The organism is Bradyrhizobium macuxiense, assembly GCF_001542415.1.
GTDB lineage: Bacteria > Pseudomonadota > Alphaproteobacteria > Rhizobiales > Xanthobacteraceae > Bradyrhizobium > Bradyrhizobium macuxiense.
Map to the genome: position 1 here is coordinate 70,105 of NZ_LNCU01000003.1, position 20,186 is coordinate 90,290.

21 protein-coding genes and 1 pseudogene are annotated in these 20,186 nt (G+C 63.9%); 5 read left to right on the top strand and 17 right to left on the bottom strand.

Translation table 11 applies throughout. The features are described from left to right. From AS156_RS40170 to AS156_RS00475, 3 genes and pseudogenes are all read right to left on the bottom strand, one after another. On the bottom strand, positions 1-408 hold a 408-nt coding region (locus tag AS156_RS40170; protein ID WP_245312484.1), incomplete at its 3' end, for an NnrU family protein. A gap of 300 nt (positions 409-708) precedes the next feature. Further along, positions 709-1,233 (bottom strand): annotated as a pseudogene (locus AS156_RS43775) (hypothetical protein); the annotation flags it as partial. 252 nt (positions 1,234-1,485) lie between these two features. Then, complete coding sequence (locus tag AS156_RS00475) at positions 1,486-3,105, bottom strand: peptide chain release factor 3 (protein ID WP_066498539.1); 1,620 nt, start codon at positions 3,103-3,105, stop codon at positions 1,486-1,488. Positions 3,106-3,260: 155 nt separating this feature from the next. Between AS156_RS00475 and sugE the strand changes: the two genes are divergently transcribed. Next, positions 3,261-3,575: a quaternary ammonium compound efflux SMR transporter SugE gene (sugE, locus tag AS156_RS00480; RefSeq protein WP_066498541.1), complete on the top strand. Its 315-nt coding sequence runs from the start codon at positions 3,261-3,263 to the stop codon at positions 3,573-3,575. A 59-nt stretch (positions 3,576-3,634) separates the two neighbouring features. Here sugE and AS156_RS00485 read toward each other — a convergent pair whose 3' ends face one another. The 7 genes from AS156_RS00485 to AS156_RS00515 all read right to left on the bottom strand — a co-directional run bounded on the left by AS156_RS00485 (position 3,635) and on the right by AS156_RS00515 (position 10,101). After that, the gene (locus tag AS156_RS00485) at positions 3,635-4,639 is read right to left on the bottom strand and encodes an inorganic phosphate transporter (protein WP_066498542.1); all 1,005 of its coding nucleotides are present in this window, start codon (positions 4,637-4,639) and stop codon (positions 3,635-3,637) included. 13 nt (positions 4,640-4,652) lie between these two features. Next, entirely contained in the window at positions 4,653-5,297 is a 645-nt protein-coding gene (locus AS156_RS00490) for a DUF47 domain-containing protein (RefSeq protein ID WP_066498543.1), read from the bottom strand. Between the two features lie 153 nt (positions 5,298-5,450). Beyond that, positions 5,451-6,419 carry a branched-chain amino acid ABC transporter permease gene (locus AS156_RS00495; protein ID WP_066498544.1) on the bottom strand — a complete coding sequence of 323 codons (969 nt, stop codon included), beginning with the start codon at positions 6,417-6,419 and terminating at the stop codon, positions 5,451-5,453. Between the two features lies 1 nt (position 6,420). After that, entirely contained in the window at positions 6,421-7,284 is an 864-nt protein-coding gene (locus AS156_RS00500) for a branched-chain amino acid ABC transporter permease (RefSeq protein ID WP_066498550.1), read from the bottom strand. Positions 7,285-7,348: 64 nt separating this feature from the next. Beyond that, positions 7,349-8,569: an ABC transporter substrate-binding protein gene (locus tag AS156_RS00505; RefSeq protein ID WP_066498554.1), complete on the bottom strand. Its 1,221-nt coding sequence runs from the start codon at positions 8,567-8,569 to the stop codon at positions 7,349-7,351. Positions 8,570-8,609: 40 nt separating this feature from the next. Beyond that, positions 8,610-9,353 (bottom strand): ABC transporter ATP-binding protein, encoded by a 744-nt coding sequence (locus AS156_RS00510; protein ID WP_066498556.1) that lies wholly within the window; start codon positions 9,351-9,353, stop codon positions 8,610-8,612. Beyond that, positions 9,346-10,101 (bottom strand): ABC transporter ATP-binding protein, encoded by a 756-nt coding sequence (locus tag AS156_RS00515; protein WP_066498557.1) that lies wholly within the window; start codon positions 10,099-10,101, stop codon positions 9,346-9,348. The genes AS156_RS00510 and AS156_RS00515 overlap by 8 nt, the downstream gene beginning before the upstream one ends. Positions 10,102-10,440: 339 nt before the next feature. Between AS156_RS00515 and AS156_RS00520 the strand changes: the two genes are divergently transcribed. Together AS156_RS00520 and AS156_RS00525 are read left to right on the top strand one after the other, a co-directional pair. Beyond that, entirely contained in the window at positions 10,441-11,043 is a 603-nt protein-coding gene (locus tag AS156_RS00520) for a PAS domain-containing protein (protein ID WP_066498558.1), read from the top strand. 3 nt (positions 11,044-11,046) lie between these two features. After that, on the top strand, positions 11,047-11,250 hold the full coding sequence (locus AS156_RS00525) for a hypothetical protein (protein ID WP_066498559.1): 204 nt from the start codon (positions 11,047-11,049) through the stop codon (positions 11,248-11,250). Between the two features lie 11 nt (positions 11,251-11,261). Here AS156_RS00525 and AS156_RS00530 read toward each other — a convergent pair whose 3' ends face one another. The 3 genes from AS156_RS00530 to AS156_RS00540 form a co-directional block, all read right to left on the bottom strand. Further along, on the bottom strand, positions 11,262-11,630 hold the full coding sequence (locus tag AS156_RS00530) for an ArsC family reductase (protein WP_082747262.1): 369 nt from the start codon (positions 11,628-11,630) through the stop codon (positions 11,262-11,264). Between the two features lie 99 nt (positions 11,631-11,729). Then, positions 11,730-12,239, bottom strand: a complete 510-nt coding sequence (locus AS156_RS00535) for a cytochrome P460 family protein (RefSeq protein ID WP_066498563.1) — start codon at positions 12,237-12,239, stop codon at positions 11,730-11,732. 21 nt (positions 12,240-12,260) lie between these two features. Next, on the bottom strand, positions 12,261-13,304 hold the full coding sequence (locus AS156_RS00540) for an alpha/beta fold hydrolase (RefSeq protein ID WP_066498566.1): 1,044 nt from the start codon (positions 13,302-13,304) through the stop codon (positions 12,261-12,263). 163 nt (positions 13,305-13,467) lie between these two features. Here AS156_RS00540 and AS156_RS00545 point away from each other — a divergent pair, with 163 nt between their 5' ends. Continuing rightward, a complete protein-coding gene (locus tag AS156_RS00545; RefSeq protein WP_066498567.1) occupies positions 13,468-15,018 on the top strand; it encodes a winged helix-turn-helix domain-containing tetratricopeptide repeat protein in 1,551 nt (516 codons plus the stop codon). A gap of 5 nt (positions 15,019-15,023) precedes the next feature. Here AS156_RS00545 and AS156_RS00550 read toward each other — a convergent pair whose 3' ends face one another. The 4 genes from AS156_RS00550 to AS156_RS00565 all read right to left on the bottom strand — a co-directional run bounded on the left by AS156_RS00550 (position 15,024) and on the right by AS156_RS00565 (position 19,673). Next, a complete protein-coding gene (locus AS156_RS00550) occupies positions 15,024-16,178 on the bottom strand; it encodes an acyltransferase family protein (protein ID WP_160331036.1) in 1,155 nt (384 codons plus the stop codon). A 118-nt stretch (positions 16,179-16,296) separates the two neighbouring features. Beyond that, the gene (locus tag AS156_RS00555) at positions 16,297-17,268 is read right to left on the bottom strand and encodes an AraC family transcriptional regulator (protein WP_245312487.1); all 972 of its coding nucleotides are present in this window, start codon (positions 17,266-17,268) and stop codon (positions 16,297-16,299) included. Positions 17,269-17,529: 261 nt separating this feature from the next. Further along, positions 17,530-18,855 (bottom strand): dicarboxylate/amino acid:cation symporter, encoded by a 1,326-nt coding sequence (locus AS156_RS00560; RefSeq protein ID WP_066498571.1) that lies wholly within the window; start codon positions 18,853-18,855, stop codon positions 17,530-17,532. Positions 18,856-18,968: 113 nt separating this feature from the next. Then, positions 18,969-19,673, bottom strand: a complete 705-nt coding sequence (locus AS156_RS00565; protein ID WP_066498574.1) for a glutathione S-transferase family protein — start codon at positions 19,671-19,673, stop codon at positions 18,969-18,971. A 64-nt stretch (positions 19,674-19,737) separates the two neighbouring features. Here AS156_RS00565 and AS156_RS00570 point away from each other — a divergent pair, with 64 nt between their 5' ends. Continuing rightward, positions 19,738-20,178, top strand: coding sequence for a DUF6788 family protein (locus tag AS156_RS00570; RefSeq protein ID WP_136625947.1), 441 nt, complete (start codon positions 19,738-19,740; stop codon positions 20,176-20,178). Positions 20,179-20,186: the final 8 nt, after the last annotated feature.

Below are 20,186 nucleotides of genomic sequence, written 5' to 3' on the forward strand. Positions count from 1 at the left end.
GCCGAGGAACGAACCGAACAGGACGATCGAGCCGAGATCGCCGTTGGCGAGCAGGTGCGCGAACGCCCACAGCTTCACGCCGGCCAGCATTGGATGCTTCAGCGTGGTGTAGATGCGGCCGCGGATATAGGAGGCCACCACCAGGATGACGGCGGGCAGCATCAGCGCCACTGTGATGTGCTTGAACGCCGTTGGCGGCGTCCACACCGGGATCATTCCGGCGGCGCGGTATTCGCCAAAGCCCTGAACGATCAGCCAGAGGCCGACGGCGGCGACGAGCGAGTAGACGATCTTGTAGGCGCCCTCGCCCATCGCCTTAACCAGGCTCGCTCGCATGCCACGCAAGGTGGTGAACACGTGGATGCCGAGGAACAGCACGAGACCCAGGATCATGACGAGCAGTCCCACGATGTCCTCCTCAGATGCCCTTACCCAGATGTCTTTACTTGCAGCTCTCGCGTATCACCTTCGGGCCGCGGTGCGCAATGCGTCACCCGCCTCCCATATTCCGTCATTCCGGGATGGCCCGCAGCGCCAGACCCGAAATCTCGAGGTTGACGAGCGTGCAAGCCAATCTCCAGATTCCGGGTTCGATGCTTTGCATCGCCCCGGAATGACGTACATCACGGCTTGGCGGCCGTCTTGGGAAGATCGCGGTTGTCGACGTAGCGGATCATGATCGGGCGGCCGGCGAGCGCCCCGCCGAGNCCCGCCGCTGAATTTCAGCGGCAGGCAACCGTCGAGCGAGGCATTGATCGCATTGAGGTAAGTCGTGCGGGTGTCCATTGGGACGCCTGACGTGGCGAATGTCATCCGCGGGGCGCCGATCATTTCGCCCGACCGCTTGAAGCTCAACTTCACCGACATTTGCATGCCTTCATGCGCGTCGTCGGTCGGCGGCGGCGACCAGCAGGAGCGCAGCGCCGCGAACAGATCGCCGATGGTATTGAGATCGTGATCGGGCTTGCGGTACCTCTCGGCCTGGTCCTGCGGCGGCACGGCCAGGATCGTCAGCTGCAGATTTTCACCGTACGGATAATTCATCTCGGGAAGACACGGCCCGTGATTGAACACGCTGCAATAGGACGGCGTGCAAGGCTCGTTATCGAGCACGCTGCAGGGCGTGTGGGCGAACGGCACCGGATTGGTCTGCCGATCCCGCGCATCGGCAGCGCGCGCAAGGCCGATGGCCAGCAGCGCAAGAGCGAAACAGATGGCAATGCGTCGGAGCATGCAAGCGAACCCTGAATGCGTATCGGAGAAAATGGTACCGCAATCGGACCGCATCAAGCGGGAACGCGTTCACGTCCTCGCGCTTGCGCGAGAAGCCCCTGCCGGCCGCCGCAACCGCAGCTGTCATCGCCCGGCTTGACCTGGCTTGACCGGGCGATCCAGTATTCCAGAGACGGTTGCGATCAATCGATAGGCCGCGGCGTACTGGGTCCCTCGGTCAAGCCGGGGGACGACAAGCGGAGGCCAGGTTGCCTACGCCCGCTTCTTCACGTCCTTGACATTGGAGAAGGTGATGCCCTCGGCGCGCTCGCTGATATAGCCGAGATAGAACTCGTTCTTGGCCATGAACACCGGATCGCCGTCGACGTCGTCGGCAATGCCGGAATTGTTGGCGGCGATGAAAGCGTCGAGCTTCTTGCGGTCGTCGGATGAAATCCAGCGCGCCAGCGAGAACTCGCTGACCTCGAACTCGACCGGCAGCGAGTATTCAGCATCGAGCCGCGCCTTGAGCACGTCGAGCTGCAGCGGGCCGACCACGCCGACCAGCGCCGGCGCGCCGTCGCGCGGACGGAATACCTGGACGACGCCCTCCTCCGACATCTGCTGCAGGGCTTCCTTCAGCTTCTTGGCCTTCATCGCATCCGTGAGCCGGACGCGGCGGACGATTTCCGGTGCGAAGCTCGGCACGCCGACGAAGGTCAGTTCCTCGCCCTCTGTCAGGGTGTCGCCGATCCGCAAGGTGCCGTGGTTGGGAATGCCGACGACGTCGCCGGCAAAGGCCTCGTCCGCCACCGAACGGTCCTGGGCGAAGAAGAATTGCGGGCTCGACAGGCTCATGTTCTTGCCGGTGCGCACCAGCTTGGCCTTCATGCCGCGGCTGAGCTTGCCCGAGCACAGCCGCGCGAACGCGATGCGGTCGCGGTGGTTCGGGTCCATGTTGGCCTGGATCTTGAACACGAAGGCGCTCATGCGCGGCTCCGCCGCCTCGACCTTGCGCAGGTCGGAATCCTGCGCGCGCGGCGCCGGCGCGAACTTGCCGAGGCCCTCCAGCAAGTCGCCGACGCCGAAATTACGGAGCGCGCTACCGAAATAGACCGGCGTCAGATGGCCCTCGCGGAACGCCGCGAGCTCGAACGGCTTGCAGGCCTCGGACGCCAGCGCGAGCTCGTCCTTGACCTCGGCGACGTCGAGATTGGGATTGCGCTTGCCGAGATCGGCGATGTCGATCTGCTCGGTGGCGCCGGTCTTGGCGCCGCCGCCCTCGAGCAGCCGCACGCCGCCATTGACGACGTCGTAGGTGCCGAGGAAGCCGCGGCCGCGGCCGACCGGCCAGGTCATCGGCGTGGTGTCGAGCGCCAGCGTCTTCTCGATCTCGTCGAGCAGCTCGAAGGTGTCGCGGCTCTCGCGGTCCATCTTGTTGATGAAGGTGATGATCGGAATGTCGCGCAGGCGGCAGACCTCGAACAGCTTTCGCGTCCGCGCCTCGATGCCCTTGGCGGCGTCGATCACCATCACCGCGGAGTCGACCGCGGTCAGCGTGCGATAGGTGTCTTCCGAAAAGTCCTCGTGGCCCGGCGTGTCCAGCAGGTTGAACACGAGGTCGTTGAACTCGAAGGTCATCACCGAGGTGACGACCGAGATGCCGCGCTCGCGCTCGATCTTCATCCAGTCCGAGCGCGTGTTGCGCCGTTCGCCCTTGGCCTTGACCTGGCCGGCGAGGTTGATGGCGCCGCCGAACAGCAGCAGCTTTTCCGTCAGCGTGGTCTTGCCGGCGTCCGGGTGCGAGATGATCGCAAAGGTGCGCCGCCGGGCCACTTCCTCGGAAAGCGGCGAGCGGGACGACGATTCGGCTGAAACTGAGATGTCGGACATGGCGGGGAGCGTTTGGCAGGGAAAACGGACGCAATCAAGGGCGTTTTGTCGCAATGCGGAATGGCCGCACCGCCTCCATATAGGCACGGGAAGGACGACCTTCTCCTCACCACAGCCTCTGCGGGGACGACCCTGCCTTATCCGGAGGGTTCGTTATGGCATGGGCCATTTTGTTCACCGCAGGTCTCCTCGAGATTGGCTGGGCGATCGGGCTGAAATTTACCGAAGGTTTCTCGCGGCTGGTGCCGTCGGTGCTGACGCTGGCGGCCATGGCCGGCAGCGTGATCCTGCTTGGCGTCGCGCTCAAGAGCCTGCCGATTGGAACCGCCTATGCGGTCTGGACCGGGATCGGCGCGGTCGGAACCGCCACGCTCGGCATCGTCCTGTTCGGCGAGCCGGCCACCGCGATGCGCCTTGCCAGCATCGGGCTGATCGTCGCCGGCATCGTCGGGTTGAAGCTCGTCGGATGATCACTCCTTTTGGGACGCGTTTTCTTCACGCGAACCGGCTTCCACTTCGCTCGAAAACGCTACTTCAGGATCTGCACGGCCCAATAGCTCAGCGCCGCGACCGCTGCGGATGCGGGAATCGTGATCACCCAAGCATAGACGATCGAGCTCGCCACGCTCCAGCGCACGGCGGACATCCGCCGCGCGGCACCGACGCCGACGATGGCGCCGGTGATGGTGTGCGTGGTCGAGACGGGAACCCCGAGAAAGGTCGCCATGAACAACGTCGCGGCGCCGCCGGTCTCGGCGCAGAAGCCCTGCATCGGCGTCAGCTTGGTGATGCGCAGGCCCATGGTGCGCACGATCCGCCAGCCGCCCATCAGGGTGCCCAGCGCCATCGCGCTCTGGCAGGCCAGCACCACCCAGAAAGGGATGTGGAACGTCTCGCCGGTGTGGCCTTGCGAATAGAGCAGCACCGCGATGATCCCCATGGTCTTCTGCGCGTCGTTACCGCCATGGCCGAGCGAATAGAGCGAGGCGGAAGCGAATTGCAGGACGCGGAAGGCGCGATCGACCGCGAACGGCGTCGAGCGCACCGAGAGCCAGGACACGATCGCGACCAGTACCAGCGCCAGCACGAAACCGACCAGCGGCGACAGCACAATCGCGAGCAGCGTCTTGGAGAGCCCGCTCCACACCGCCGCCGAAATCCCCGCCTTCGCCATGCCGGCGCCGACCAATCCGCCGATCAGCGCATGCGAGCTCGACGACGGGATGCCGAGCCCCCAGGTGATCAGGTTCCAGACGATCGCGCCGACCAGCGCTGCAAAAATCACGGTCGCATCGACCACCGACGGATCGATGATCCCGGTGCCGATGGTGTTGGCGACGTGCAGGCCGAACACCATGAAGGCGACGAAGTTGAAGAACGCCGCCCAGAACACCGCATATTGCGGCCGCAGCACGCGGGTCGAGACGATGGTCGCGATCGAATTGGCGGCGTCGTGCAGGCCGTTCAGGAAATCGAACAGCAGCGCCACCGCGATCAGGATGACGAGAACGGGTAGACCCAGCGTGGCGTCCACGTGATGCCCTGCCCTACACTTGCTCGATCACGATGGAATTGATCTCGTTCGCGACATCGTCGAACCGGTCGGCCACCTTTTCGAGGTGATCGTAGATCTCCGCGCCGACGATGAAGTCCATCGTGTTGGCATCGCGATGCTTCAGGAACAGTTCCTTCAGCCCGATATCGTGCAGGTCGTCGACCCGGCCCTCGAGCTTGGTCAATTCCTCGGTGATCTGGCTCAGCATCGCGACGTTCTGCCCGATCGCTTGCAACAGCGGCAGCGCGCGGCCGACCAGATTGGCGCATTCGATGATCAGGTTGCCGATCTCGCGCATCGGCGGCTCGAACGCGCGCACCTCGAACAGCACGACCGCCTTCGCGGTCTGCTGCATCTGGTCGACCGCATCGTCCATCGAAGTGATCAGGTTCTTGATGTCGCTGCGGTCGAACGGGGTGATGAAGGTGCGGCGGACCGCGGTCAGGACTTCGCGTGTGATATTGTCGGCTTCATTTTCGATCTGGTTGACGCGCTGACAATGCAGCGGCGTCTCCTCGCCGCCCTTCAGCACATCCTGTAACGCCTTCGCGCAATCCAGGGAGGTCTGGGCGTGCCGGGCAAACAGGTCGAAAAACCGCTCTTCCTTGGGCAGGAAGGCGCGAAACCAGCGCAACATCTATCAGTTCCATCGTTCTGGGACGGCCGTGGGGTGCCGTCACAAAACTGTCATAGAACATTTCGCGGGGTAAATGCATCAGCCGGCGGCCGCCCAGGGGGGCGGTCATCCACCGCTTTGTCGGCTCCAAAAAAGCCCCGGCCGCCCCGGCCCTTACAGGGACCGCCTGAGGTAATGGGCGATCTCGCCGACCAGGCCGCGCCGGAACAGCAGCACGCAGGCCACGAAGATCACGCCCTGGATCACCGTCACCCACTGGCCGAAACCGGCGAGATATTGCTGCATGGCGATGATCACGAAGGCGCCGACCACGGGTCCGAAGATGGTGCCGAGGCCGCCGACGAGCGTCATCAGCACGATTTCACCCGACATCGACCAGTGCACGTCGGTGAGCGAGGCGTTCTGCGCCACGAACACCTTCAGCGAGCCGGCGAAGCCCGCCAGCGTGCCCGACAGGATGAAGGCGAGCAGCTTGTACTGGTCCGTCTTGTAGCCGAGCGAGATCGCGCGCGGCTCGTTCTCGCGGATCGACTTCAGGACCTCGCCGAACGGCGAGTTGATGGTCCGGTAGATCAGCAGGAATCCGGCGAGGAACCCGACCAGCACGACGTAATACAGCACCATCGGCCTGGAGAGGTCGAAGAGCCCGAACAGATGGCCCTGCGGAATGCCCTGGATGCCGTCTTCACCATGGGTGAACGGCGCCTGCAGATAGATGAAGTAGAGCAGCTGCGACAGCGCCAGCGTGATCATCGAGAAATAGATGCCCTGCCGGCGGATCGAGATGTAGCCGGTGATGAGGCCGAGCACAGCCGCCGCGGCGACGCCGACCACAATGCCGAGCTCGGGCGGCAGCGCCCAGACCTTCAGCGCATGGGCCGTCACGTAGCCCGCGGTGCCCAGGAACATCGCGTGGCCGAACGACAGCAGGCCGCCGTAACCGATCAGGAGGTTGAAAGCGCAGGCGAGCAGCGCGAAGCACAGCGCCTGCATGACGAAGAAGGGATAGATCCCCGTCCACGGCACCACCACCAGCAGCACCGTCATCACGGCGAATACGATCATCTCGTCGCGCATCGCGCGCGGCGTCATCGGAAGTGTATCGTCGGTCAATGCTGACATATCAGGCCGCCCGTCCCGTCAGTCCCGTTGGCTTCACCAGCAACACCACCACCATCAGGACAAACACCACGGTGTTGGAGGCCTCGGGATAAAAATACTTGGTCAGTCCCTCGATCACGCCGAGCGCGAAGCCGGTGATGATCGAGCCCATGATCGAACCCATGCCGCCGATCACGACCACCGCGAACACCACGATGATCAGATCGGCGCCCATCAGCGGGCGGACCTGGTTGATCGGCGCCGACAGCACGCCGGCAAGCGCGGCGAGACCGACGCCGAGCCCGTAGGTCAGCGTGATCATGCGCGGCACGTTGATGCCGAATGCGCGCACCAGCGTCGGGTTCTCGGTCGCGGCGCGCAGATAGGCGCCGAGCTGCGTCTTCTCGATCAGGAACCAGGTCGCCAGGCACACCACGAGCGAGAAGATGACGACCCAGCCGCGGTAGATCGGCAGGAACATGAAGCCGAGATTCATGCCGCCCTTGAGCTGATCCGGGATCGAGTAAGGCAGACCGGAGGAGCCGAAATAGTTCTGGAAGACGCCCTGAATGATCAGCGCGATACCGAAGGTCAGGAGCAGCCCGTAGAGGTGGTCGAGCCCCGCCAGCCATTGCAGCATGGTGCGCTCGAGGATCATGCCGAAGATGCCGACCACGATCGGCGCGATGATCAGCGCCCACCAGTAATTGATACCGCCGAGATTGAGCAGGAAATACGCCACGAAGGCGCCCATCATGTAGACCGCGCCGTGCGCGAAATTGATGATGTTGAGCATGCCGAAGATCACGGCGAGCCCCAGACTGAGCAGCGCGTAGAACGAGCCGTTGATCAGCCCCACCAGAAGCTGTGCATATAGAGCCTGCATCGAATGAGCTTTCGCTTGGGTAGACAAAGCCCGCCGGTCACGCCGTGACCGGCGGGCACGATCGTTACTTCTTCAGCAATGGGCAGGTGCTCTTGTCGAGCGGCGTGAAGGCCTGGTCACCAGGCACGGTGCCGACCAGCTTGTAGAAGTCCCACGGACCCTTGGACTCCGACGGCTTCTTCACCTCGAACAGATAGGCGTCGTGGATCACGCGGCCGTTGGGCTGGACCGCGCCCTTGCCGAACAGCGGATCGTCGGTCGGGATCTCCTTCATTTTGGCGACGACCTTGGCGCCGTCATGCGGATTGCCGCCGAGCGCTTCCAGCGCCTTGAAGTAGTGGATCAGTCCCGCATAGACGCCGGCCTGCACCATGGTCGGCATCGCCCCGTTCTTCATCCGCTCCGAGAACCGCTTCGAGAAGGCGCGGGTCTTGTCGTTCATGTCCCAGTAGAACGTCTCGGTGAAGTTGAGGCCCTGCGCCGTCTCGAGCCCGATCGCCTTGACGTCGGTCAGGAACAGCAGGAGCGCCGCCAGCTTCTGGCCGCCCTTGACGATGCCGAACTCGGCGGCCTGCTTGATCGAGTTGGTGGTGTCGCCGCCGGCATTGGCAAGGCCGATGATCTTGGCCTTGGAGGCCTGCGCCTGCAGCAGGAAGGAGGAGAAATCCGCGGTGTTGAGCGGATGCTTCACGCTGCCGACCACCTTGCCGCCATTGGCGGTGATCACCGCCGTGGTGTCGCGCTCCAGCGCCGCACCGAAGGCATAGTCCGCGGTCAGGAAGAACCAGGTGTCGCCACCGGCCTTCACCAGCGCCTGGCCGGTCGAGTGCGCGAGCATGTAGGTGTCGTAGGTCCAGTGCACCGTGTTCGGCGTGCACTGCGCGTTGGTCAGGTCGGAGGTCGCGGCGCCCGAGTTGATGTAGACGCCGTTCTTCTCCTTCACCACGTTGTTGACCGCGAGCGCGACGCCGGAATTCGGCACGTCGACGATCACGTCGACCTTGTCGACGTCGAACCACTGCCGCGCGATGGTGGTGCCGATGTCGGGCTTGTTCTGGTGGTCGCCGGAGATCAGGTCGATCGTCCACCCCTTGGCCTTCAGGCCCGAATCCTCGATCGCCATCTGCGCCGCCAGCGTCGAGCCGGGGCCACCGAGATCGGCATAGAGGCCCGACTGATCGGACAGTGCGCCGATCTTGACGGTCTTGTCCTGGGCGGAAGCGAAACCTATGGACGTAAGCGCCACCGCGGTGCCGAGCAGCAGCGCTGAAATCGTACTCTTCATTTCGTATTCCCTCGTCCTAAATTTTCTGGTTCTTGCGACGTCAAACGCCAAGATACGTATGCAGCTTGTCCATATTGGCCGACAGCTCCGAATTGGCGAAGCCGTCGATCACCTTGCCGTGCTCGACGATGTAGTAGCGGTCGGCGACGGTCGAGGCGAAGCGGAAATTCTGTTCGACGAGAAGGATCGTGAATCCCTCCGACTTCAGGCGCGCAATGGTGTGGCCGATCTGCTGGATGATGACCGGTGCAAGTCCTTCGGTCGGTTCGTCCAGCATCAGGAAGCGGGCGCCGGTGCGCAGGATGCGCGCGATCGCCAGCATCTGCTGTTCGCCGCCCGACAGCTTGGTGCCCTGGCTCGACAGCCGCTCCTTCAGGTTCGGAAACAGCGTGAAGATCTGGTCGAGCGACAGGCCGCCGCTGCGCACCACCGGCGGCAGCATCAGGTTCTCGCGCACGTCGAGGCTGGCGAAAATGCCGCGCTCCTCGGGACAGAGCGCAATGCCCAGCCGCGCGATCCTGTCGGAGGTGGCGCGGATGATTTCCCGGTTGTCGAAACGGACCGAGCCGGAGCGCTTGCCGATGATGCCCATCACCGACTTCAGTGTCGTGGTCTTGCCGGCGCCGTTGCGGCCGAGCAGCGTCACGACCTCGCCGGCCTTCACGTTGAAATTGATGCCGTGAAGGATGTGGGACTCGCCGTACCAGGCCTGCAGATCCTTGACCGCCAGCACTTCGGCGCTGGCCGCGGCCGCGGGCTTCTCCGCCAGTTTTGCTTCAGCCATGACCCGCTCCCAGGTAGGCTTCCTTCACGCGCTCGTCCTTGGAGAGGTCGGCGTAGTTGCCCTCCGCCAGCACCTGCCCGCGCGTCAGCACGGTGATGATGTCGGAGAGGTTCGCGACGACCGAGAGGTTATGCTCGACCATCAGGATGGTGTATTTCGCCGAAATCCGCTTGATCAGCGCTGCGATCTTGTCGATGTCCTCATGACCCATGCCGGCCATCGGTTCGTCGAGCAGCATCATCTCCGGGTCGAGCGCGAGCGTCGTCGCAATTTCAAGTGCGCGTTTGCGGCCATAGGGCATCTCGACCGCCGGCGTATTGGCGAATTCGCTCAAGCCCACGTCGTTCAGAAGCTCGTGGGCGCGTGGATTGAAGCGGTCGAGCACGTTCTTGGAGCGCCAGAAATCGAAGGACGAGCCGTGCTGGCGCTGCAGCGCCACGCGGACGTTCTCGAGCGCGGTGAGATGGGGAAACACCGCCGAAATCTGGAACGACCGAACCAGCCCGAGCCGCGCCACATCGGCCGGCGCCATCGATGTGATGTCCTGCCCCTTGTAGCGGATCTGGCCCGCCGACGGCTTCAGGAATTTGGTCAGCAGATTGAAACAGGTCGTCTTGCCGGCGCCGTTAGGCCCGATCAACGCGTGAATATGACCGCGACGCACCTTCAGCGCGACGTCGCGAACAGCGAAGAAACCCGCGAATTCCTTGGTCAATCCGCTGGTTTCGAGAATGAACTCATCGGCCAAATAGAATCCCCCATGGGCCATCGCTGCGAGGCCTCTCGCCCGCGTGGCCAGTTTTTTCATGTCCGACAGGCGTCCCAAACGTCTTGGAAACCGTCCGGAGCCCGCCGCCTCCGGGCCGGAATATGCCGTCATCCATGGCGGTTACGCAAGGTGGAAAGCTGTGCACCGCGGTATCGTCAATACCCGGTTCCGATTGATCCTTAGTCGAATGGCTTTCGGCGGGGCTTTGCGCATCGGGAAGCGGCCGTTAACGGTGTTTTCCTGCGATTTCGCACTTTCATAGAATATTTGCCTCGGCCAACCGAAGCTTCGGCAATTTTGCACAGAGGGCCCGTCGCCGTGCAGTTCGAGAGCGCCAATCCTTCGGTCGTCAAGTCGATCAGGCAACGCGATTTCCTGAACGTGTGGCTGCGACTCTATGCCCGTGCGCAGACCATTCCGCCGATGGACGAATTCCGGCCGGAGCGAATCGAGGAGGATCTGCCGGACCTCGTGTTCTTCACCGTCGACACGGCGACGCAAACGCCGCGGCTGACGATCCAGAGCGACGGCACGCGGATGGCGAACGCCTACGGAAACACGGGCAAGGGCCGCCTGCTCGACGACTATCTTGGACCGTGGCTCGCGCCGATCGCGATGCCCGTCTACTACGCCTGCGTCGCCCGCCGCCTGCCCGTCTACACCATCGCTGACATAGACGACATCTACGGCCGCGTGGTCGCCTATGAGCGATTGCTGCTGCCGTTCTCGGATGGCGGCCCGGTCACCCATCTCGTCGCATCGCTGAAGACGATCAGCGAGGACGGCAGCTTCGAGATCCGCAATTTGATGCGCGGCAACGACAAGCTGCCCGAACTCAGGCTGAGCGCCATCATCGATCGCGACCTGGCCCATCGCGCCCCTGGCCGAATCCCGCTCGCTGATGTGATCGAATTCGGCTAGCTGATGGAATTCGCAAGTGCCGATCCATCGGTGGTCAAGTCGATCACGCAGCGCGTGCTGCTGAACGGCTGGCTGCGCGCATTGCGCAAGCCGAATGGGCCCTGCCGCTACTGTGTGATTTCCGCACCGACAGCTCTCAGGGCGGTGATCGACCGCGCCGTCCCGGGACCGCAGATGTCGGCGCATGAGACGGCCGACTTGATCTAGCCCTTCTTGATCTAACCTTTCTTGCGCGCCCTCGCCGGCACTTCCTTAGCATAGAGATCCGGCTTGAAGCCGACCACGCGCTTGGGTCCGAGATCGAGCACCGGACGCTTGATCATGGACGGCTGATCGGCCATCAGCGCCAGCGCCTTGCGCTCGGTCAATCCGTCCTTGTCGGCATCAGGCAGTTTCTTGAAGGTGGTGCCGGCGCGGTTGAGCAGCGTCTCCCAACCGAGCTCATCGCTCCATTGCTTGAGCTTGTCCTTGCCGATGCCGGCGGCCTTATAGTCGTGGAAGTCGTAGGCGACGCCGTGATCGTCGAGCCAGGCGCGCGCCTTCTTCATGGTGTCGCAGTTCTTGATGCCGTAGATAGTGATGGTCAAAGCCGTTCCCCGGGTGCATTGCTGCAGGGAAATTAGCCCTGCAGCAATCGCCGCGCCAGATCGGACCTGCGTTGTCTCCACATCGATATTGGCAGCGCTTCAGCGCGCGTAATGCGTGAAGACGAAGTCTTGCTCCTTCGCGTGCGCCTCGTGACAGGCAAAGCACGTCTCGTGCTGGGCCGCGTCGACCGGCTTGCCGTCGATGAAGCGGCCGAAGCCCCATCCGCCGGTCGCAGCGTATTTGACTGAATCCTTGACCATGACCTGGACGGTGGTCGCCGGTCCGGTGACGAAGGCGCCGTCGAGGCCCGCAACCGGCTTGCGCTTCCAGGCGAGCTTGACCAGCACGGTGCCGTCAGGGAACGGCGACGCGCCGTCCTGATAGGCCTTCACGGCAGTTGCATTGCCGAGCACGCTGCGCAGCTCGTCGAGGCCCGTCTCCTCTCCCACGGCGATCAGCTTCCAGTCGCGGTAGCGGGCTGGAATTTTCACCCCGAAGATCGGCGATGCCAACGCCGCATCGTCGGCATGTCCGACGGCAAACGGCAACGACGCGGAGATGCAGGCTGCCGCGATCGCGGCAGCCGCCCATTTCAGAACCTGTCTCATGATCCGCTACCCGCGCTCGCTTCAGAGCTTGCTGACGTCGATGACGGCCTGGGCGAAGGCCCGCGGCGCCTCCTGCGGCAGATTGTGTCCGATGCCGCCGGTGATCAGCCTGTGCTCATAGTGCCCCGAGAACTTCTTGGCGTAGGCGGCAGGCTCCGGATGCGGCGCGCCGTTGGCGTCGCCTTCCATCGTGATCGTCGGCACGGCGATGGCCGGCGCCTGGGCGAGTGTCTTCTCGAACTCGTCATACTTGGCTTCGCCCTCGGCGAGGCCGAGCCGCCAGCGGTAATTGTGGATCACGATGTCGACGTGATCGGGATTGTCGAATGCGACCGCGCTACGGTCATAGGTGGCATCATCGAACTGCCACTTCGGTGAAGCGAGCTGCCAGATCAGCTTGGCAAAGTCGTGCCGGTTCTTGGCGTAGCCCTCACGGCCGCGCTCGGTCGCGAAATAGAACTGGTACCACCATTGCAGTTCGGCCTTCGGCGGCAGCGGCACCTTGCCGGCCTGCTGGCTGCCGATCAGGTAGCCGCTGACCGACACCATGGCCTTGCAGCGCTCCGGCCACAGCACGGTCATGATGTTGGCGGTGCGCGCCCCCCAATCATAGCCGGCAAGCACAGCCTTCTCGATCTTCAACGCGTCCATCAGCGCGACGATGTCGGCGGCTACCGCAACCGGCTGGCCGCTGCGCATCGTGTCCGTCGAGAGGAAGCGGGTCGTGCCGTAGCCGCGCAGATGAGGCACGATCACGCGGTAACCGGCGTCAGCCAGCGCCGGCGCGACATCGGCGTAGCTGTGGATGTCGTAGGGCCAGCCGTGCAGCAGGATGACGGCGGGACCCGCTGCCGGCCCCATCTCGACATAGCCGACATCGAGCACGCCGGCATTGATCTGCTTCACGGGACCGATCGAGATATGGGCGCCCGGCTTGATTGACGGCAGCGCCTGGGCTTTTGACTGCGCCTGCGCCGGTGCGATGATGCCGAGGCCGGCCGCCGCAAGTGCCCCGCCGGCGATGCCAAGGAAGTTACGGCGTTGCTGATTGATGAATTGCGACATGGCGATCTCCTGCGACTTGTTTCGCGGATGACCATGCCAGACCCCGCGCCGGTCCGCTTTGAGACGGCATGGATTTGCCCTTCAGACCGTCTTGATTTTGGCTCCCGCCAGCCTGTGCTAGGTTCCGCCACCTGCACGCGCCCCGACCGCCGGACTTTCGAATTTGCCTTACTATTTCAATGACTTCAGCCTCGATTCCGAGCGCCGGGAGCTGCGCCGCGGCGAAGCGCTGGTTGCCGTCGAGCCGCAGGTGTTCGACCTCATCGAGTTCCTCATTCGCGCGCGGGATCGCGTGGTCAGCCGCGACGAGGTGTTGGCGGCGGTCTGGCACGGCCGGATCGTCTCGGAAGCGACCCTGGGCAGCCGGGTCAATGCCGCGCGGACGGCGATCGGGGACAATGGCGAGGAGCAGCGCCTGATCCGCACCCTGCCCCGCAAGGGCCTCCGGTTCGTCGGCGAAGTGCGCGAGGACGCCGCGCCGGACGAAGCTGCGCCTGAGAGAGCCGTCGCGCGGCAAAGCGAAGGTCCCGCGATCGCGGTGCTTCCCTTCACCAATATGAGCGGCGATCCCGAGCAGGATTATTTCGCCGACGGCATCGCGGAAGACATTACCACCGCGCTCGCGCGCTGTAGCGGGCTGACGGTGATCGCGCGCAACTCCGCTTTCACCTACAAGGGCAAGGCGGTCGATATCCGCGAGGTCGGACGCGATCTGGGCGTCGGCTATGTACTCGAAGGCAGCGTGCGCCGCGGCGGCGACCGGCTGCGGATCACCGGGCAATTGATCGACGCCGTCTCCGGCGCGCATCTGTGGGCCGACCGTTTCGACGGCGCGGCGAACGACGTGTTCGATCTGCAGGACCGCATCACCGAGAGCGTGGTCGGAGCAATCGAGCCGACCCTGCATGTGGCGGAAGCCGAACGGCGGCGGGCCGCCCCACCCGACAGGCTCGACGCCTACGACCTGCTGCTGCGCGCCTACAGCCTGCGCTACGAATTCACGCCCGAGAGCATCTCCGCCGCGCTCGATTGCCTCGACCAGGCGCTGGCGCTCGACCCGGGCTATGCGCCGGCGATGGCGGCGTCGGCCTATTGCCAGGCGCTGCGTCATTTCCAGGGCTGGCTGACGCCTGATGACGCGTATCGCGAGCGCGCGGTGGCGATGGCCTGGCGCGCCGTGGAGCGCGCGCCGAATGACGCGCAGGTGCTGTGGATGTCAGCGTTCGCGATCTGGAACATGGCCGACGAGATCGAGCCGGCGCGCGAGCTGTTCGAACGCTCGCTTGCGATCAATCCGAACTCGGCGATGGCACTGGTGCTCGGCGGCTGGGTCGAGGCGATGCGCGGCAACCAGGCGGCGGGCCGCGCCATGATCGAGCGCGCGCAGCGGCTGAACCCGCGCGACCCGCGCGGCTGGTTCGCCTCCGCCGCGCTCGCGATCTGCGCGGTGCTCGACCAGAATTTTGCCGAAGCGGTGATGTGGGCGGACAAGGCACTGGCGCAGAACCGCCGCTTCGCGGTGGCGCTGCGCGTGTTGATCGTGGCGCTGGTGAAGATCGGCGAGAGCGAGCGCGCGACCCAGATCGCGCGCGAACTGCTCAAGGTCGATCCGGAGTTTTCGATCTCCGGCTTCCTGTCGCGGATTCCGTTCCCGGTCGAATCGATGTCCACGACTTATCGTGAAACCCTCAAGGCGGCCGGCGTCCCCGACTGACGCGTTTACAGCACTGCGCGTAGCCCCGGAACGCGCCGAGCCAGCAATCCGACGACCAGAAAGCTGGCGACCACGCCGACGAGGCTTGCCAACAGGAATTTCCATTGCGGGGCAACGGACCAATCGTGCATGACGCGGGTCACCGCGATGAGCACAGGGGCGTGCAGAACGTAAACGCCGAAGGCATTCCTGCTGAGGAACCCCGTCACCGGCCCCTGCCAGTCGAACAGGTCGCGATACAGCACCACCAACCCCAGGCTGAGCGAGGCGCACGTTGCCGACCGCCAAAAGTCCATGCCTGCCGCCTGCCAATGCCAACCGCCGCCGTAGTCGGCCAGCCGACCTTCAAGGGCTCCCCCGAAGACGACGATCGCTGCCCACAGCGCGATGCTCCCCACCAGCCCGCAGACCAGCCAGCGCCGTCCTGCGCCGCTCGAAATCTGTCGCAGCCAATCGCCCCGCCACGCAGCGACCCCAGCGGCGAACATGAAGGGGTACTGCGGCGCGTCGTGAATGGCGATGTTGAGGACGGTGCGGCCTTCCGGCGCCAGCAGCCCCACCGCGAACGTCACGGCGCTCATCACCAGGACAAAGCCGAGCACAGCGACGAGGCTCGGTACCGGCCGGGCGGAAGGCTGGCCGATCGGTCGGAATCTGCATAGCAGGGCAAAGCAGCCGGAAAACAGCAACAGCACAAGGCAGAACCAGAGCGGGCCGGAGCCGTCAAGAAGTTGGCCGTTGGAGACATGGTGCAGCCAATCCTCAATGAAACTCCGGCGCGGCTGCGACCACCATGATCCCGCCACGTAGTACTCTGTCAGCGGTCCAATAAGCCCGATATAAAGAAGCAGAGGTACGCCGAGCCGATACAGCCGTTCCTGCAAGAAGCCAGCGACGCCGCGGCGGGCGACCATGCCGGCGGCAAAGTATCCGGCGATGCCGAACAGCAGTCCCATCGAGACTGCGTGCTGAAGCGCCTGATAAGCCGCAAAGGCCACCTGGGTGCCCAGGCCCAACGGTGGATGTTCGCGATAGTACCAGCTTCCAAACGGCGAGTAGGTGACGGCGGCATGCATGACCACAACCATGCTGATCGCCGACCAGCGCAGGTTGTCGATATAAAGGAGTCTGTGGGTCGTCGGTCGAACGGGCTGTACCATGTGCGTCTCCTTCGCTGGGACGCCGAACATGGTGGCCAAGGCCGGGCCAGTCGCGCCGAAAGTCGCACTCAGGGTCGCCGAAACCCGCAAAGCCTGGCCGTTTGCGACAATCGGTGCGTCACACCGGCCCGGCCAGGGTCCGTTTGCGGAATGTGCTCGGCGTTTCTCCAGTCACCGCTTTGAACGCGCGATTGAACGGGCCGATCGACTCGAAGCCGGCATCCAGTGCAATCGTCAGGATCGGGACACGCGCCTGGCCGGCATCGGCCAGGGCCGAGCGCGCTTCCGCCAGCCGGTAGGAGTTGACGAAGCGGGCGAAGTTGCCGTAGCCGAGCCGCTGATTGATGAGCTGGCGCACGCGGTATTCCGGCGTGTCGAGCTGCTTGGCCAGGCTGGCGATGGTCAAGCTGCCGTCGCGATAGGCTCGCTCCACCTCCATGAGCCTCAGCAGACGCCTATAGAGGGCCGCTTCCGCCTCGGTCATTTCGGATGTTGATGAGGCCGGGCCCGACACCGGCGGCGCGGCGGCGACCGCGGTGATCGGGCTCGCCCGATGCAGGCGAAACAGGGCAGCAGCAAGAGCGATGCCCACCACACCGGGAAGCGCAGGCGTCATCCCGACATTGCTTGACCCAATCAGCGTGCAGCCCACGATCGCGAGGCCCAAACCCCATGCGAACACGACCCGATCCCGGCGGCGCACCTCGATCAGGTCGTTGGCTCGGCCCAGCAGAACGCGACCGATCGTGATCACCACAAGCATCACAGCGGAGACATGGGTCGCGAGCCAGGCCCATGAAGAATCGGTGACCACGGACCAGATGGCAAGCAAGGCCATCAAACCCACCGGTGTCCAACCAATCCATGGCGGCCTGGCCGTGTCGTCGAATACCTCCTCGCTCCAGAGAGCAAAGACGGCCGCCGCCATATTGCTCGCCACCCGCAGGAAGAGGACCCACACAGCGTGGCTGTCGCGAAATTGCGGAGCCGTCTCAATGAGAAACGCAATTCCGCACAGGTCGAAAAGAAGCGTGATGCGGCCGAGCCGGCTGTTGCGCAGCTGCAGAACGGCGTCGAGCGCGAGAAGCACCAGCAAAGCGAGGGCTCCACCGCGAAGACCTATATCCAGGAGCATCTTCTTCACCAAACGGGTCGACGGGCCCGCCAGCGATGTGGGCGCGGCGGGGAAGGGACATCTGCGTCATTTCGGAATATTAGAAATATATCCGCCAATTGCCCGACGTGTCAAGTTGCTCGGTCGAACGCCGGCCGCCGCCGGCTACTTTGCATGGGGTTGTTTTCGATATTTTGGCAGCGCCCCCCTGCGACGGCCCCATCACTGCATATTGGTCTAGCCCGTCCCGCCCGGCTCCAGCGCCTCGCCGAGTTCAAGCGGATGCGCCATGGTCTCGTGCAGCGCGTCCTTGTCGAGCTCGCCTTCGGACAGGCTGATCACGACGCAGGCGACGCCGTTGCCGATCAGGTTGGTGAGCGCGCGGCACTCGCTCATGAACTTGTCGATGCCGACCAGGATCGCGATCGACTGGATCGGAATGTCGGGCACGATCGACAGCGTCGCCGCGAGCGTGATGAAGCCGGCGCCGGTGACGCCCGAGGCGCCCTTCGAGGTGATCATGGCGATGCCGAGAATGCCGAGCTCCTGCCAGATCGTCAGGTGGGTGTTGGTGGCCTGCGCCAGGAACAACGTCGCCAGCGTCATGTAGATGTTGGTACCGTCGAGGTTGAAGCTGTAGCCGGTCGGCACGACAAGGCCGACCACCGAGCGCGAGGCGCCGAGATGCTCCATCTTCTGGATCATCTGCGGCAGCACGGTCTCCGATGACGACGTGCCGAGCACGATCAGGAGCTCGTCCTTGATGTAGGCGATGAAGCGGATGATCGAGAAGCCTGACAGCCGCGCGATGGCGCCGAGCACGATCAGCACGAACAGCGCGCTGGTGAAATAGAAGGTCGCGATCAACGCGGCCAGGTTCCACAGCGAGCCGAGGCCGTAGGCGCCGACCGTGAAGGCCATGGCGCCGAATGCGCCGAGCGGCGCGACGCGGACGATGATGCGGATGATGCCGAAGAATACCTTGGCGGCCTTGTCGATCGCGCCCGCGATCGGCTCGCCGGCCTTGCCCATATAGGCGATGGCAAATCCGGAGAGGATCGAGATCAGCAGCACCTGCAGAAGGTCGCCGCGTGCGATCGCGCCGAAATAGCTGTCCGGGATGATCGCCATCAGATGGGCGATGATGCCCTCCTCCTTCGCCTTGGTGACGTAGGTCGCGACCGACTTCGGATCGATCGTGCTGGGATCGATGTTGAAGCCGCTACCGGGCTGCAGCACCTTGCCGACCAGGAGGCCGACCGCGAGCGCCACCGTCGAGACCACCTCGAAATAGATCAGCGCCTTCAACCCGACCCGGCCGACGCGCTTGAGGTCGCCCATCGAGGAGATGCCGTGCACCACGGTGCAGAAGATCACCGGCGCGATCATCATCTTGATCAGGGCGATGAACCCGTCGCCGAGCGGCTTCAGCGCCTTGCCGAGGTCGGGATTGTAGTGCCCGATCAGCACGCCCAGTGCGATCGCGATCAGCACCTGGATATAGAGAATCTTGTACCAGGGCTGATGGCGGTGAACGGCAGGCCGGATCGCGTCTGTGGTCATGGGTGGGCTCAGGGCTCGGTTGGGAAGATAGACAGGACAATCATGGCGAAGCGCCGCGCGGGCGACAACGGATATTCTCGTTCGCGCCCGGGGTGAGCATACCGGATCATGCTTCAAGGCCGCTTCGGAATGTTCAATCCACGCTGCACTGCGGGGCGCGCCAGGCCGCGCTCCAGCCAGGCCGCGACATCCCTGAACTGGTCGAACTCGACGAGCTCGCGCGCGCCGTAGAAGCCGATCAGATTGCGCACCCAGCCAAGCATCGAGATATCGGCGATGGTGTACTCGTCGTCCATGAACCACTGCCGCCCGGCAAGGTGCGTCTCCATGACACCGAGCAGCCGCTTCGATTCCGCGGCGTAGCGTTGCAGCGGCCGCTTGTCCTCGTAGTCCTTGCCGGCGAATTTGTGGAAGAAGCCGACCTGGCCGAACATCGGCCCGATGCCGCCCATTTGGAAATGAACCCATTGGATGGTTTCGTAACGGCGCGCCGGATCCGCCGGCAGCAGCTTGCCGGTCTTCTCCGCCAAATATTGCAGGATCGCGCCGGATTCGAACAAGGGCAGCGGCTTGCCGCCGGGACCGTTGGGATCGAGGATCGCAGGGATCTTGCCGTTCGGGTTCAGCGAAAGGAACTCCGGCGTCTTCTGGTCATCCTTGTTGAAGTCTACGAGATGCACCTCGTAGGGCAGCCCGATCTCTTCGAGCATGATGGAGACCTTCACGCCATTGGGCGTCGGCAATGAATAGAGCTGCAGGCGATCCGGATGCTGGGCAGGCCAGCGTTTTGTGATCGGAAAGGCTGAGAGATCGGCCATGTCGTTGGACTTTGCGTGGTTGTGAGTGGCTAGCTACTTTCCGGCGCAAAATTCGTGAGCCCGAGTGTTGGGGCAGAATCGGCGCAGTTGTGATTTTCTGCAAGCCTGGACGGATTTGAGTTTGACGCCCGTGCGCGCCCCTGATTCATTGATTGGGATGATTCGTGAACGCACGCTTCAAAAGCGCAAGAAACTGGTTGGAACGCTGCCGATCACCGGCGAGCTTTTGCGTGGGACGCTGTTGGAGCGAGTCGTGCGTCACAAGAGCGGCTGTCCGAAATGCGCGCGCGGCGAGGGCCATCAGGTGTACGTGCTGACGGTCAGTTATGGGCGCGGACAGACGCAACAGATCAGCGTACGGCGGGAGCGGGTGGCCGAGGTTCGTCGTTGGCTGGACAACTACCAGAAACTGAAGGAGACGATCGAGCAGATTTGCGAGCTCAATCACGATTTGCTGCGTCCCGACCCCGCCGTGCCCCACCCCGGGAGGAAGCGGCGTGATTGAGATGCGGC